The 15,176-nt window shown below is 57.0% G+C and carries 13 protein-coding genes; 7 read left to right on the top strand and 6 right to left on the bottom strand.

Going from position 1 to position 15,176, the window contains the following annotated elements; all coding sequences use genetic code 11:
* The 6 genes from AQS70_RS01400 to gshB all read right to left on the bottom strand — a co-directional run.
* On the bottom strand, window positions 1-365 hold a 365-nt coding region (locus AQS70_RS01400; protein ID WP_479551599.1), incomplete at its 3' end, for an aspartate carbamoyltransferase.
* 12 nt (window positions 366-377) lie between these two features.
* Window positions 378-896 (bottom strand): bifunctional pyr operon transcriptional regulator/uracil phosphoribosyltransferase PyrR, encoded by a 519-nt coding sequence (gene pyrR, locus AQS70_RS01395; RefSeq protein ID WP_055101159.1) that lies wholly within the window; start codon window positions 894-896, stop codon window positions 378-380.
* Window positions 897-978: 82 nt separating this feature from the next.
* Entirely contained in the window at window positions 979-1,419 is a 441-nt protein-coding gene (gene ruvX, locus AQS70_RS01390) for a Holliday junction resolvase RuvX (RefSeq protein WP_055101158.1), read from the bottom strand.
* Window positions 1,419-1,991, bottom strand: coding sequence for a YqgE/AlgH family protein (locus tag AQS70_RS01385; RefSeq protein WP_055101157.1), 573 nt, complete (start codon window positions 1,989-1,991; stop codon window positions 1,419-1,421). The genes ruvX and AQS70_RS01385 overlap by 1 nt, the downstream gene beginning before the upstream one ends.
* A gap of 69 nt (window positions 1,992-2,060) precedes the next feature.
* The gene (locus AQS70_RS01380; protein WP_055101156.1) at window positions 2,061-2,957 is read right to left on the bottom strand and encodes an energy transducer TonB; all 897 of its coding nucleotides are present in this window, start codon (window positions 2,955-2,957) and stop codon (window positions 2,061-2,063) included.
* 77 nt (window positions 2,958-3,034) lie between these two features.
* On the bottom strand, window positions 3,035-3,988 hold the full coding sequence (gene gshB / locus AQS70_RS01375) for a glutathione synthase (RefSeq protein WP_055101155.1): 954 nt from the start codon (window positions 3,986-3,988) through the stop codon (window positions 3,035-3,037).
* A 328-nt stretch (window positions 3,989-4,316) separates the two neighbouring features.
* Here gshB and pilG point away from each other — a divergent pair, with 328 nt between their 5' ends.
* The 7 genes from pilG (at window position 4,317) to AQS70_RS01340 (ending at window position 14,967) form a co-directional block, all read left to right on the top strand.
* Window positions 4,317-4,724 (top strand): twitching motility response regulator PilG, encoded by a 408-nt coding sequence (gene pilG / locus AQS70_RS01370; RefSeq protein WP_055101154.1) that lies wholly within the window; start codon window positions 4,317-4,319, stop codon window positions 4,722-4,724.
* A 43-nt stretch (window positions 4,725-4,767) separates the two neighbouring features.
* The gene (gene pilH / locus AQS70_RS01365; RefSeq protein WP_055101153.1) at window positions 4,768-5,145 is read left to right on the top strand and encodes a twitching motility response regulator PilH; all 378 of its coding nucleotides are present in this window, start codon (window positions 4,768-4,770) and stop codon (window positions 5,143-5,145) included.
* Window positions 5,146-5,155: 10 nt separating this feature from the next.
* Window positions 5,156-5,695, top strand: a complete 540-nt coding sequence (locus AQS70_RS01360; protein WP_055101152.1) for a chemotaxis protein CheW — start codon at window positions 5,156-5,158, stop codon at window positions 5,693-5,695.
* A gap of 53 nt (window positions 5,696-5,748) precedes the next feature.
* Window positions 5,749-7,806: a methyl-accepting chemotaxis protein gene (locus AQS70_RS01355; RefSeq protein ID WP_055101151.1), complete on the top strand. Its 2,058-nt coding sequence runs from the start codon at window positions 5,749-5,751 to the stop codon at window positions 7,804-7,806.
* A 24-nt stretch (window positions 7,807-7,830) separates the two neighbouring features.
* Entirely contained in the window at window positions 7,831-13,749 is a 5,919-nt protein-coding gene (locus AQS70_RS01350; RefSeq protein WP_055101150.1) for an Hpt domain-containing protein, read from the top strand.
* Window positions 13,742-14,209 (top strand): chemotaxis protein CheW, encoded by a 468-nt coding sequence (locus AQS70_RS01345; RefSeq protein WP_055101149.1) that lies wholly within the window; start codon window positions 13,742-13,744, stop codon window positions 14,207-14,209. The genes AQS70_RS01350 and AQS70_RS01345 overlap by 8 nt, the downstream gene beginning before the upstream one ends.
* A gap of 275 nt (window positions 14,210-14,484) precedes the next feature.
* The gene (locus AQS70_RS01340; protein WP_055101148.1) at window positions 14,485-14,967 is read left to right on the top strand and encodes a hypothetical protein; all 483 of its coding nucleotides are present in this window, start codon (window positions 14,485-14,487) and stop codon (window positions 14,965-14,967) included.
* Window positions 14,968-15,176: the final 209 nt, after the last annotated feature.

Below are 15,176 nucleotides of genomic sequence, written 5' to 3'. Positions count from 1 at the left end.
TGGCGCACCACGAACATGTCGGCGGCCATGGCTTCAAGGTTACGCAGGGTGTCGAGCAGGGTTTCGCCCTTGCTCGCGGACGAGGTCGACACGTTCAGTGTGATCACGTCTGCAGACAGCCGTTGTGCAGCCATTTCAAAGGTAGTGCGGGTGCGGGTCGAGTTTTCAAAGAACACGTTGCACACGGTCTTACCGCGCAGCAACGGGACTTTTTTTACCGCTCGGGCACCGACTTCTAGGAACGAGTCCGCGGTATCGAGGATTTCAGTTAGCAGCTCGCGGCTTAACCCGTCGAGCGACAGGAAGTGGCGCAGCTGGCCCTGATCATTGAGCTGGAGCGGGCGCTTGGCGTCTGGAGGCGTCATCGCAATGGTCTCTTAAAGGGCTGGGTCTAGAGATGAATCTTGAAGTTCGAGGGTTAGCGGCTCGGGGCCAGAAAGCTTCACTCGCTCGGTGGGCTTAAGTGACAGGGTCGCGCCGACCACATTCGGGCGAATTGGCAGCTCAGCGGCGTCCAGGTCTAGCAGGCTGACCAGCGTCACGCTGGCAGGACGACCATAGTCGAACAACTCGTTCAGCGCGGCGCGGATGGTACGACCGCTCATCAGCACGTCATCAATCAGCACCAGATGCTGGCCTTCAATCTCAAACGGCAGATCCGAAGGCCGCACTTGCGGGTGCAGACCGTTTTGGCTGAAGTCGTCGCGGTAGAACGACACGTCTAACGTGCCCAGCGGCGAATCGCTGTGCAACGCGCGCAGCAGCGCCTGAGCAACCCAGATGCCGCCCGTGCGAATGCCGATGAAGCGCGGCTCGGTGATGCCGCGACGTTCCAGATGAGCCTTTAGATCAATGGCCATCTGGGAGATCAATTCAGCGGGAACAGGCAAGATCATGGTGGCTCCTTAACAGGCCCGCGTGGCAAAGCGTGCGGCGGCGGGCGCAAACAATGGGCGCGTCAGTGGTGCAAACGCAGCGTCAGGCTAGAGGGGGTGCTGGGTGTTCGTCGAGCCAGCCTTGCAACACCAATTTGGCGGCGATGGCATCAACGGGGTTATCGCGGTAACTGCCACGCTGACCACCTTGGGAGCGGCGTTCGCCCTTGGCCTCGAAGGTCGTCAGGCGTTCGTCATGGGTATAAACGGGCAAGTTGAAGCGGCCATTCAGACGGTTGGCAAATTTTTGCGCACGGGCGCAGAACTCACTGGGTGTGCCGTCCATATTCAGCGGCATGCCGACCACCATGGCGTCTGGCTGCCATTCTTTGATCAGCTTTTCGATTTCTTCCCATTTGGGAATGCCATTTTCGGCTTTCAGATTGCACAGCTCACGGGCTTGACCGGTGATCATCTGGCCCACGGCGACACCAATGGAGCGGGTGCCGTAATCAAAGCCCAGCAGTAAACGAAGGCTGGCCATCAGGAGTGGCCTGCTTGACTGGTTAACAAATTGAGGTTCACTCCGAGGTGCTTGGCGGCCGCGTCGAGGCGCAGCTCGCTGGAGGTTGCAAAGAGGATGTCGCTCGAATAAGGGCAGGTCAACCAAGCGTTATCCGCCAGCTCGGCTTCCAGTTGGCCCGCGTCCCATCCGGCATAGCCCAAGCAAACGAGACTGCGCTGTGGGCCGCGTCCGTCAGCAATGCTGAACAGGATATCGGCTGAAGTCGTCAGGGCCAGCCCGTCGGGTAACTCGACGGTGGCGTCAAAATTCATCGTGGCGGGGTGCAAGACAAAACCGCGGTCTACCATCACCGGGCCGCCGCCATACACCGGGATGTGCTCACACAATGGCGATGAAAGCGTGTCGGGGCGCAACTGCTCAAGAATATCTGCCAGGTTTAAATCCATCGGACGGTTAATCACCAGTCCCATGGCCCCATTGGCCGTGTGCTCGACAATGTAAGTCAACGTATGAGCAAAGTTAGGGTCAGCCATGTGCGGCATGGCCATCAGCAATTGGTGCTTGAGGTACGTTGGCGTGTGTTTTTTCATGGGCCTAAGTGTGGCGCTGACAAGGGCAACTGACAAGTTGGCGGATGATAAAAGCCGGCGGGGTTGGGGTTAATTGCTCGACAACTGGTCGCCCGGGCCGAAGCGCCAAGTGCGGATGATCTCAAACCGATCAAACTCTCCCAGATCGCCGGTCAGCGGTGAGAACGGGGCTGTCAGCCGCACGATGCGCTGCGCGGCCTGATCCAGCAACGGTTGCCCGGATGATTCAAGGACCAGCACTTCGTGCAAAGAGCCGTCGCGGTTAATCGACACCAGCAGTCGCAACTTGCCGTAGATTTTTTTGCGCCGTGCTTCCTCGGGATAGTTGAGGTTACCGATCGTTTCGACTTTTTTTGTCCAAGCATTTTTGTACCAAACGCCCTTGTCGCGCGCTGTCGACGCTGAACTCATGCGGTAGATCTTCGGGCGCTTGGCGTACAACTGCTGCTCGTTAGCTAACTCGGCTTCGAGGCTGGAGATCTCGCTGCTCAGCTGCGAGCTGTCAAAGGAAGGTACGGCATTCTTGGCCTGGACTTCGCTTTGAATCTTTTGTTTTTCGACGGGCGCCTTTTTTGGCTTGGGTGCAGTGGTTACAACCGCCGCTTTGTTGACCACGGGTTTTTCTTGTGGCCTTGCAGCGGGTGGCGGTGTCACTTTTTTGATGTCGGTGTCGTTGAAGGGTGCAACTTGAGTCGTCTTGGGGACAACTTTCTCATCCAGCGTGCCGCTGCCCTGATTGTCATTAGGGGCTGTGAAGTCCGCTTCTTTTGGGGGCGTTTTGCTCTTGAATGTAGTCAATGTGAAATCCAACGAGCGCCCTGGCGGATGGATTTCGGGGCTGAAGGTGATGCCCAAAATCACCGCTATATGCAGCAACGCCGCGATAAACAGGGCGAAACCCAGACGATCAGCTGCGCGCACGCCTTGGTGGCTGAGTTCTGGGGGCAGGTTGTTGGGGAGTGTCATGGCAAAAAGACCAACATCGCGGGTTTCACAGGCTGCGCATGATAGCGCAATGTTGGTCGTTTTCTGGAGGTGGCAGATCAGCGAGCGGCGAGCTTGCGCTCAATCGCATCCATCAACAGCGCGCCAATGTCGGTGCCAAAGGCGTTGTCGATTTCACGGATGCAGGTCGGGCTGGTGACGTTGATTTCGGTCAGGTGCTCACCAATAACGTCTAAGCCTACAAACAGCAGACCTTTTTCGCGTAGTGTTGGGCCTACTTGGGCTGCAATCCAACGGTCTTTTTCGCTCAAAGGACGTGCTTCGCCACGGCCACCGGCGGCTAGGTTGCCACGGGTTTCGCCTTGCGCCGGGATGCGCGCCAAGCAGTACGGCACCGGCTCGCCGTCGATCATCAGAATGCGTTTGTCGCCGTCCTTGATGCCCGGCAAGTAGCCCTGCGCCATGATTTGCTGGGTGCCGTTGGCGGTCAGGGTTTCTAGGATCACCGACAGGTTAGGGTCTCCGACCCGATGACGGAAGATCGACGTGCCGCCCATGCCGTCCAGCGGCTTGAGGATCACGTCGCCGTACTGGGCGGCGAATTCACGCAATACATCGGCGCGGCGGCTGACCACGGTCGGTGGTGTGCACTGGGTGAATTGGGTGGCGAACAGCTTTTCGTTGCAGTCACGCAGGCTCTGCGGCTTGTTGACGATCAGTACGCCGTCACGCTCAGCTTGCTCCAGCAAATAGGTGGAGTACACAAACTCCATGTCGAAGGGCGGGTCCTTGCGCATCAGGATCACGTCCAGATCGCTCAGGGCAGTGTCGGCTTCGGTGCCCAGCTCAAACCATTTTTCAGGGTTGGCGAATACGCTGAGCGGTTTCATCCGGGCACGTGCCTTGCCTTCAGTCAGGTATAGGTCTTGTTGCTCCATATAAAACAGAGTCCAGCCGCGTGCCTGTGCGGCCAACAACATGGCCAGCGAGCTGTCCTTTTTATAGGAGATGTCCGCAATGGGGTCCATGACAATCCCGACTCGAACGCTCATGGCAAATTCCTCGATTAAAGTGTGGGCAAAAGGGGGCTTAAAGTGGCGCCAGAGTGGCGCTGAGTGGGAGCTGGGTCAAGCCACATAACGCCAATAAGCCCGTAGCAGCTGCCGCAGGCTGCGATCTTTTAAGCTGCCAACGTCAAAAGACCGCAGCCTGCGGCAGTGCCTACGTTGTATTGCGGCGATCATTGAGAGGTGTGTATTGCCGGTGGGACTGTGCTAAAAAGACTCGCATAGCGCTTACAGCCCTTGTCCATCAAGGATTTACGGTTATAGGCGACACAGTTGTAACAAAACGGGTCGCCGTGGCGATGGTAGAGCACATATGGATAAGCATTCCAGCGCCTTGAAGGTGATGGTGATCGACGATTCGAAAACCATTCGCCGGACCGCTGAAACCTTGCTGAAAAACGTGGGCTGCGAGGTCATTACGGCCATCGACGGTTTTGATGCGCTGGCCAAAATTGTTGATCATCATCCACATATTATTTTTGTCGACATCATGATGCCCCGCTTGGATGGTTATCAAACCTGTGCGCTGATCAAGAACAATCGAGCGTTCAAGATGACGCCGGTGATTATGCTGTCCTCCAAGGACGGCCTGTTTGATAAGGCCAAAGGGCGAATTGTTGGCTCTGATCAATTTTTGACCAAGCCCTTCAGCAGAGATGAATTGCTCAGTGCCATCAAAGCGCATGTACCGGGTTTTAACATCGCTCCAAACGTTCATTGACGCCCGGCCTTTAGGGCCGATTACCTTTTAGATGGGGAACACCATGGCTCGCATTCTGATCGTCGATGACTCGCCGACCGAAATGTTCAAACTGACCAGCATGCTCGAAAAGCACGGTCATGAAGTGCTAAAGGCTGAAAACGGCGCAGATGGCGTCGCCTTGGCGCGTCAAGAAAAACCGGATGCCGTGCTGATGGACATTGTGATGCCTGGGTTAAATGGTTTTCAGGCCACACGTCAATTGACTAAAGACAAAGACACCGGGCATATCCCGGTCATCGTGGTGACCACCAAAGACCAAGAAACCGACAAGGTCTGGGCAACGCGTCAGGGGGCCAAGGATTACATCACTAAGCCGGTGGACGAAGAAGAGCTGATCCTGACGCTGAAAAAAGTATTGGCTCAAAGCACTCCACAATGACGGCCTTCTAATGCCTGACTCACTGACCGCTTTTGAGCTGTTGCTGGAGATTGACCAACGCTGCCGCGCCTTGGCGGCAGCGCTGGCGCCGGTACAAGCACAGGTCGGGAGCTGGAGCGGGATTGGCTTTCGCATGGGCGAGCATCGCTTTGTAGCGCCGATGGGCGAAATCGCCGAAATCCTCCACGAGCCGCGTTTCACCTTGCTGCCGGGGGTCAAGCCTTGGGTCAAAGGGGTGGCCAATCTGCGCGGGCAATTGTTGCCGATCATTGATCTGTGCAGCTTCTTTGGCATTGAGATTTCACCTCTGCGCAAGCAGCGGCGGGTCTTGGTACTGGAGTACAAGGACGTTTTTGTTGGCTTGCAGGTGGATGAAGTGCTGGGCATGCAGCACTTCGACCAAGCTGAGCTGGATACCCATGTGCAGGCGTTATCCAACGTTTTACTGACGCCCTTTATTCAAGGGCGCTTTGCCGGCCAGCCTGAATGTTGGGTCTTTAGCCCGTTTGCGCTGGCTCAGGCTCCTCAGTTTTGGGCGGTTGCCGGGTGAATAGGGTGCGCGTTTTACCTTTAGCTTTAATACGGGATGCCAGGGCCTGATTGATGACCACAGCCAATACCGCTAAACCACTGGAAGGGTCGCGCAGTCGTTCACAGATCATCGTGCTTTTTATCGCCTTGATCGTGTTCATCATGCTGTTGTTCGCCAACTTTGCTTACCTCAACACCCAGTCCAACTACGACAAGCAATACATCAGCCATGCGGGCGAGTTACGTGTGCTGTCGCAGCGAATCGCTAAAAATGCCACTGAAGCCGCCGCTGGCAAGGCCCCCGCATTCAAGCTATTGGTGGATGCACGTAACGATTTCAGCCAGCGTTGGGGTTACTTGCAAAAGGGCGATCCGAGCACTGGCCTACCGCCTGCGCCGATGACGGTGCGCAAAGAAATGCAGTCTGTTCAGCGCGATTGGGAGCAGTTGTTGGGCAGCACCAACGCCATTCTGGCCAGTGAACAAACGGTGCTCTCGCTGCATCAGGTGGCCGCTACATTGGCCGAGACTGTGCCGCAGTTACAGGTCGAGTACGAAAAAGTCGTCGAAATTCTATTGCAGGGTGGTGCGCCCGCCAGTCAGGTGGCATTGGCCCAGCGCCAGTCCTTGCTGGCCGAGCGCATTTTAGGCGCGGTCAACACGGTGTTAGCGGGCGACGACACTGCGGCTCAGGCCGCTGATACGTTTGGCCGTGATGCCAACCGCTTTGGGCAAGTCCTCAATGGGATGCTCGAAGGCAATGAAGCGCTGCAAATTCCTAAAGTTAAAGACAAAGACGCGCGCGCTCGCCTGTTGGAGATCTCAGAGCTGTTCCAGTTTGTATCGGGTTCGGTGGATGAAATCCTCGAAACCTCGCCTCAACTGTTTCGCGTACGTGAGGCTGCCAATACCATTTTCAATCTGTCGCAAACCTTGCTCGATGAAGCCTCAACCTTGGCCAATGGTTTTGAAAACCTGGCCAGTGGTCGCTCGTTAGACATTATCGGTGGCTACGTTTTGGGCCTGTTGGCGTTGATGTCGATCATCCTCATCGGGCTGGTGATGGTGCGTGAAACCAACCGTCAGCTGCGCGAAACCGCTGAAAAGAACGAGCGCAATCAAAACGCAATTATGCGTTTGCTCGACGAAATTGAAGACTTAGCCGACGGCGATTTGACCGTGACCGCGTCGGTGACTGAAGACTTTACCGGGGCCATTGCTGACTCCATTAACTACTCCATCGACCAACTGCGCGAGCTGGTGGCCACTATTAACCTGACGGCGGGCCAAGTGGCTGCTGCCGTGCAGGAAACCCAAGCGTCGGCCATGCAACTGGCCGAGTCTTCGGAGCATCAGGCTCAGCAGATCGCCGAGGCGTCCGGGTCAGTGCGGCAAATGGCTGAGTCGATTGACCAGGTGTCGGCCAACGCTTCGGAATCATCGGCGGTGGCCGAGCGCTCGGTGGCGATTGCCAATAAAGGCAACGAAGTGGTGCACAACACCATCCGCGGTATGGACAACATCCGCGAGCAGATTCAAGACACGGCCAAGCGGATTAAACGGCTTGGCGAGTCTTCTCAGGAAATTGGCGATATTGTCAGCCTGATTGACGACATTGCGGATCAAACCAACATTCTGGCCTTGAACGCGGCGATTCAAGCGTCGATGGCGGGTGATGCCGGTCGCGGATTTGCGGTGGTTGCCGATGAGGTTCAGCGTCTGGCCGAACGTTCGTCGGCGGCGACGCGACAAATCGAGACGCTGGTGCGAGCGATTCAGGCCGATACCCACGAAGCGGTGATTTCTATGGAGCAAACCACCACCGAAGTGGTGCGCGGAGCGCGCTTAGCGCACGACGCCGGGGTGGCGCTCGAAGAGATCGAAGGCGTGTCGCAAAACCTCGCCGATCTGATTCAACGCATTTCTAATGCCGCGCAAGAGCAAACCAGTTCGGCGTCGCAAATTTCCCTGACCATGAACGTGATTCAGCAAATCACCAACCAAACCTCGTCCGGCTCGACGGCCACCGCTGACAGCATTGGCAACTTGGCCAAAATGGCCAGCCAACTGCGCCGCTCGGTGTCCGGTTTTACCTTGCCCGCTTCGCCAACGCCCCGTGAGCCGCAGTAGTGCGACATTCAGACTGGAGTTTTTATGGTTGACCGGCGCGACTACGTAGCCCTCGAATGGGTTAAAGACGAGATTGCCGACACCTTGAAACAGGCGCGTACGGCGCTGGAAGATTATGTGCTGCAACCCGGCGCCGAAGCGTTGGAGCAGTGTCTGACGTGTATTCATCAAGTGCACGGCAGCTTGCTGATGGTGGAGTTTTACGGCGCGGCCTTGTTGGCGGAAGAAACCGAGAAGTTAATCGTCGCCCTGCAACAAGGTCGTGTCAGCCAAACCGAGGAAGCGCTGCGGCTGCTGATGCAAGCGTTCAGCCAAATGCCGCTGTATCTAGACCGCGTTCACAGCGCCCGGCGCGATTGGCCGTTGGTGGTGTTGCCGCTCATCAACGATTTACGTACCGCCCGTGGCGTCAGCCTGCTTTCGGAAACCAGTCTGTTCAGCCCAGATTTGCATACATTGCCGACGCTGGATCAGGCCGCACTGGCGCATTTGAACCCGGCCGAATGGCCGCGCCAGATCCTCACTCTGCGCCACGCTTTGCAGGCCGCGTTACAAGGATTGCAGGGTGATGAAGAGGGGCGTGCCAATCTGGAGCGCTTGGCGAATGTCTTTAGCCAACTTGAAAGCCTGTGCCAAGGCGCGCCGATCAATGCCCTCTGGAAAGTGGCCGCGGCGTTGGTGGACGGCATGTTGCGGGGTCGTGTGGCCAATAGCCCGGCGCTGCGCAGCCTGCTGAGTGAGTCAGACAAAGAACTCGCTCGCCTGCTTGCGCAAGGCATTGATGGCGTCAACCAGCCTGCGCCTGATGAACTGCTCACCAGTTTGTTGTTTTACATCGCTAAAGCCGAACAGCCGACCACCAAAATGCTCGCGCTTAAAAACCGTTATGAGCTGGACGATGCCATGCCAGACGCGGCCATGGTCGACGAGGAACGGGCGCGTATGGCCGGCCCTGACCGCGACGCCATGCGCTCAGTGGTGTCGGCGGTGTGCGAAGAACTGGTGCGGGTCAAAGAGCGCCTCGACCTGTTTGTGCGCAGCGACCGGTTGCACGTCTCAGAGTTGAGCAGCCTGATGGCTCCTTTGCGCCAGATCGCAGACACGCTGGCGGTGCTTGGTTTTGGGCAGCCGCGCAAAGTCATCATCGACCAACTGGCGGTTGTGCAAGGCATTGCCCAAGGGCAGCGAGAGCCGACCGACGCCGTGTTAATGGATGTGGCGGCCGCCTTGTTGTACGTCGAGGCGACCTTGGCTGGGATGGTTGGCAGTGTCGAGCCGTCATCACGAGAAGAGAGCCGCCTGCCGACCACAGATCTGATTCAAATCCATCAATTGGTGATCAAAGAAGCACGCATTGGCTTTGAAGAAATCAAAGACTTAATCGGCGATTATCTGGCCGATGGCCATGATCGTCAGCATCTTCAACCGCTACTGGCCTTGCTGACGCAAATCCGCGGCGCGCTGGCGATGATCCCGCTGAATCGTGTCGCCAGCTTACTGAACAGTTGCCACGATTATGTTGCTGAGCATCTGTTAGTCGGCCCGTTGCCGCTCAGCGCGCAACTGGACCACTTGGCGGAAGCGTTGATCAGCATCGAATACTATTTGGAGCGATTAGCGCTAGACCCCGGTGCCGCGAGCGAGAGGGTCTTGGAGCGTGCTGAAAAAAGCTTGGCAGCGCTGGGTTATGCGCCCGCCAAACGCACTGTGCTAATGCTTGATGGCCCGCTCAGCCCTAAACCAACCCACGTGATGCATGAGGTGCAGGCCGCGGATGATCCGCTGGTGCTGCAAAGCTTGGCCGAAGTGCTGACCGGCCCGCTGTCGCTGAACCCTCCGGCACAGCATGTTCCACAGAGTCTGTTGCCGCCGCCGGTGGATGAAGAACCGGTCGATGAGGAGTTGTTGGAGGTCTTTCTCGAAGAGACCGACGAAGTGTTGGTCGCCTTGCATGACGCCTTGCCGCAGTGGATCGCCAACCCGGCGGACAGCGCCGCATTGGCGCAATTGCGGCGTGCGTTTCACACCCTCAAGGGCAGTGGGCGCATGGTCCGCGCGTTGGTGCTGGCCGAGCTGGCGTGGGCCGTTGAGAATCTGCTTAACCGTGTGATCGAACGCAAAGTCGCACCGACCCCCGCGATTGATCAACTGCTCGAAGCGGTACTGGTGACCCTCCCGCGACTGATTGATGAGTTTGCTGAGCGTTGCCAGCGTCAACACGAAGATGTCGACCAGCTCGCAGCACTCGCCCACAGCTTGTCCAAAGGGCAACCGCCGGCGTTGCAGATTGAGCAGCGCAGTGTCAGTTTTGATCAGCAACTGCTGGATATTTTTCGGCAGGAGGCGCAAACCCACCTCAATAGCCTGAACCATTTTCTTGATCAAGCCAGCGAGCAGTTGCCGCTGTACGCCACTGACGATTTGCAGTTGGCGATGCATACCCTCAAAGGCAGTGCGCATATGGCGGGCGTGCTCAGAATGGCTGAGTTGGCAGCGCCGCTGGATTATCTGGTGCGCGAGTACAAGGCCCACCAGCTTGCTCTGGATGAGCATGAAGTCGGCTTATTGCTTGAGGCTGACAGCTTGCTGTATCGCGGCCTCAAACAGCTGGATATTGACCCATTGGCGCAGATCGCTGGCGCTCAGGAATTGATCGAGCGTATTGAGCAATGCGTCAGTAAACGTTTGGACATGGCCCTGAATGTGCCTGCGCACGCGTGGATAACGCCACGTGACCCGCAGCGCATTACCGAGTTTCTGACCCAGAGCATGGACATTCTGCTCGAGGCTGAAACGCTGTTACAACATTGGCACCAGCACCCGCAGGAACGCGACGGGCTCGACACCCTGTTAGCGCAACTGACCCGCTTGGGCGAATCGGCATTCTTGTTAGACCTACAGCCGTTCGATGCGCTGTGCGAAGCCTTGCTCGACCTGTATGGCGCTGTAGAAGAAAGCAGTCTGGTGGTCAGCGAGCGCTTCTTTCACGAGGCCGAGCAGGCCCAAGAAGCGTTAATCAACATGCTCGACCAATTGGCCGCTGGGCAAGAGATCACCCCGCAACCGCAGTGCATAGAAGCACTCCTCGCGCTTTTGCATGAAGGGCTGGCGCCTGACGCTACGGGCTTGATTCGCCGTGAGGGTAACCAGACGCTGGACATCACAGAATTGGGCGCCGCCACTGCGCTGTTGAATGTCGATAAGGCCGACACGGTGGACGATGAAATCGTCGCCATCTTTACCGAAGAAGCCGTGGATATCCTTGAGAGTACCAGCCAGGCGTTGCGGCGCTGGGTTAATGAGCCCGACAACCTGACGCTGTTGTCCTCGTTGCAGCGCGATCTGCACACCCTCAAAGGGGGCGCGCGTATGGCGGGCATTGCGCCGATTGGCGACCTTGCCCATGAGTTGGAGCACCTTTACGAAGGTCTGCTGGACCGCCGCGTCAGCGAGAGCCCGACATTGGCTCGTCTGCTGGAGCTCTGTCATGCGCAGTTGGGGGTGATGCTTGAACAACTGCGGCATCAAAAACAATTAGACGAGCCGCTTGAGCTGATTGAGGCTGTGCATGAGATCAGGCTCAGCACCTCATCGTCGGTGCAGTCGAACACTGCTCAACCGCAGACCCCAGAAGCTGCGGCACACAACGGCATAGACCCGGAGCTGTTGGATATTTTTCTGGAAGAAGCATTCGACCTTCTCGAAAGCTCTGGTGCGGCGTTGGTGCGTTGGCAGGCCGATCCGCACAGTAAGATTGAAGACGAAAACCTGCTACGCGATCTGCACACCCTCAAAGGGGGGGCGCGCATGGTCGAAATCAGCGCCATTGGTGATTTTGCCCACGAGCTGGAAACCCTTGTTGAAGACATTTCGCTAGGGTTTTTGTCTGCGAGCGCCGAGTTGTTTACCTTGTTGCAGCGCAGCCATGATCAGTTGGCACAAATGCTCGACGCCCTGCGCAGCGGTCAACCGGTGCCTTCGCCGCAGGTACTGATCGAGCATATCCAGCAGGTTGAACGCAGTGTCCAGCAAGCCATCCAAAGCCCGGCAGCGAGCAAGCCTGAACCTGTCGCGGGGTTGCTGCCCGAGGCAGAGCGCACGGGGCTGGACACGCTTAAGGTGCCCGCCGAGTTGCTGGAAGACTGGGTCAATCTGGCGGGCGAAAACTCAATGCTTCGCGGGCGCCTGGAGCAGCAAGTCAACGACGGCAAAATCGCCCTGAACGAAATGCAGACCACGTTGGAGCGGATGCAGGATCAGTTGCGGCGCCTTGATACGGAAACCCAGAGTCGCGTCGACAGTCGTCAGCACGCCGAAGTGGAGGGTGTGGCTTACGATGAGTTTGATCCGTTGGAAATGGATCGCCATTCTCAACTGCAACAACTGTCGCGCGCATTGTTTGAGTCAGCTTCCGATTTACTCGACCTCAAAGCCACACTGGCGGCCCGCAATCGGGACGCTTACAGCCTGTTGCAGAAACAGGGGCGAGTGAACACTCAGTTACAGGAAGGTTTGATGGGTACCCGCATGGTGCCGTTCGAGCGGGTGCTACCCCGTCTAAAGCGCGTGGTGCGCCAAGTGGCTTCCGAGTTGGGTAAGCAGGTCGAGTTCAGCGTGATCAATGCCGAAGCCGAAATCGACCGCAATGTCTTGGAACGCATGGTTGCGCCGCTCGAACACATGCTGCGCAACGCCGTCGACCACGGGCTTGAGCCCTCTGATATCCGTCAGGCGAGTGGTAAACCCGAGCAGGGGATGATTACCCTGGAGCTGTCCAATGAGGGCGGCGACGTGGTATTCGATATTCGCGATGATGGCGCGGGAGTCCCGCTGGAGGCGGTGCGGCGTAAAGCCCTGCTTCGCGGCTTATTAGACCCACAGGCCAAAGTCAGCGACCGCGACGTGTTGCAGTTTATCTTGCAGCCGGGTTTCTCCACGGCGGAAAAGATCACTCAGATTTCCGGTCGTGGTGTCGGCATGGACGTGGTGCATGAAGAGGTGCGCCAATTGGGCGGCAACATGAGCATCGACTCGGTGCCGGGTCAAGGGGTGCATTTTCAAATCCGCCTGCCGTTTAGCGTGTCCCTTAACCGTGCTTTGATGGTGCAGTGCGGGGACGAGCAATATGCCATTGCGCTTAACACCATCGAAGGTATCGTGCGGGTCATGCCCACTGAGCTTGAGGGGTATTACCAACTCAACCCGCCCCTGTATCACTACGCAGGCTTGCAGTACGAGTTGCGTTACTTGGGTGAACTGCTGCAAACCGTGGGCAAACCGCAGTTGGTCGGGCAAAGCCATTCGCTGCCAGTGTTGCTGGTTCACTGCCAAGATCAGCGTGTGGCACTGCACGTCGATGCGCTGGCCGGCTCACGAGAAATCGTAGTCAAAAGCCTTGGCCCACAATTCACCGGGGTGCAAGGCGTGTCAGGTGCAACCATTCTGGGCGATGGTCGGGTGGTGCTGATTTTGGACTTGTTGGCTTATCTTCGCGCACATCAGGCGCGTCAGCCGTTGCAGCGGGCGATCAACGAAACCCACGGCCTGGCGGACTTCACTCAGGCCGTGCGGCCACCTTTGGTATTGGTGGTCGACGACTCGGTGACCGTGCGTAAAGTCACCAGCCGTTTGCTGGAGCGCAACGGCATGAACGTGATCACTGCCAAAGATGGGGTCGATGCCATGAGTGTGCTCGAAGATCACACCCCGGACCTGATGCTGCTCGATATCGAAATGCCGCGTATGGACGGCTTTGAGGTCGCTACCCACGTGCGCAACAATCCGCGGCTTAAAGACCTGCCGATCATCATGATCACCTCGCGTACGGGGCAAAAGCATCAAAATCGTGCGATGGCCATTGGCGTCAACGACTACCTGGGCAAGCCGTATCAAGAGTCGGTGCTGCTGGAGCGTATTGCTTACTGGAGCAACGTCCATGCTTGATCATCGTGTAGGAAGCCTGACCTGCTTACTGTTGCCATTGGTCGACCGCTACCTGCTCTTGCCCAACGTGGCGATTGCCGAACTCATTGACTGGCAGCGCGGCGAACCCAGCAGCGATTCACCTTCCTGGTACGTGCGAAAAATCAACTGGCGTGACCGCGAACTGCCATTAATCAGTTTCGAAGCGGCCTGCGGCGGCCCACTGGTCATCGGCGAGCGAGCACGAATCGTCATCCTTAACACCCTAAGTGGCGATCCACGGCTTAAATTCATTGGCTTAGTGGTACAAGGCATTCCGCGCTCCTACCGGCTCGACAGCCAACTGAGCTTCGTTGACGTCCCGCTGAGCCCCTATGAGCGTGCGGCGGTGCAAGTAGGTGAAAGTGTGGCGAAGATCCCGGATTTGTTGAAGTTGGAGCAGTTGGTGTTGGGGGCGAGTGAGCCCTTGCATACAGTCTGAGATAGCCCGAAGGGGTTTCGCTTTTAAACACCGGCCCGCTGCGCAGCAAGTGCATTTTGCGGGCTGCGATCCAATCTCACATTGAGCCCCCCAGCTGATTAATAAAATTATTTGGGAAAATTCCTACTTGTTGGGGGTGCTCAACGCTCCAAGGTAGTGCCTGCGGATTACAGTTTTTCACTTATGACCATCGGCAGAGACACACCAGACTTATCACTATCGCTGAGGTAACAAGAGGGCAGTAGCCCACCCTCTCACGGATCAGGATCATACAAATGAATGCTGAACTTCCCCTTTTGTATACCAACGAAGTCTCCCCTGAGTTTCTCTTTAATCTAGACAAATCGCCCTTCACAGAGCAGCAACTGGCCGGTTTCAACGAACAAACCATAGCGATTGTTAATGACAGTCAGGCCTACGCTAAAGCTCATCCCCCGATCGCTATTTACCGAGTAGCCGCCCAAGGCAGCCAAACCCGTAACGGCGGGGTGATTCAACACGGGACAGCACCGGTAGAGTTCACACTGGATAACGGCCAGCAGGTACGCGCAGCGCAAAAAGGCGATTACGTTGTGTATGCCGATGGCAGTAAGGCACACATCGTAACGGCCTCGGGGGAAGGCAATAGTCATCTTGCGCTGGTCGGCAGCGTTCTGAGCAATGGCGATGAGATTATTAATACCTTCCTAGCCGGCATCTTGTTCATCGACCGTAAAGGCGTGCAGCGGCCAGAAGACTTCCTGCCCCCTGTCGGGTGAGCCATGAGTCGTTGAACGGCCGAATGGTTGTCCAGTGTCACGCTGTGCGAATGATGTCGTAGCTGACAGTCAATTTACGGTCGCAAACAGCTTGGTTTCGACCAGGCCGACAGGGAGGAAAATCAATGAGTGTTGGTTATTTCATTGGCTTGGGTGACAAAACCGCCTGCGGCGGTGAGGTGTTGGCTGGTGATACGAGAAGCAACATC

Source organism: Pseudomonas endophytica (assembly GCF_001411475.1).
Taxonomy (GTDB): domain Bacteria; phylum Pseudomonadota; class Gammaproteobacteria; order Pseudomonadales; family Pseudomonadaceae; genus Aquipseudomonas; species Aquipseudomonas endophytica.
The sequence above is the reverse complement of the archived record's forward strand: the minus strand, read 5'-3'. Positions and strand labels throughout refer to the sequence as shown.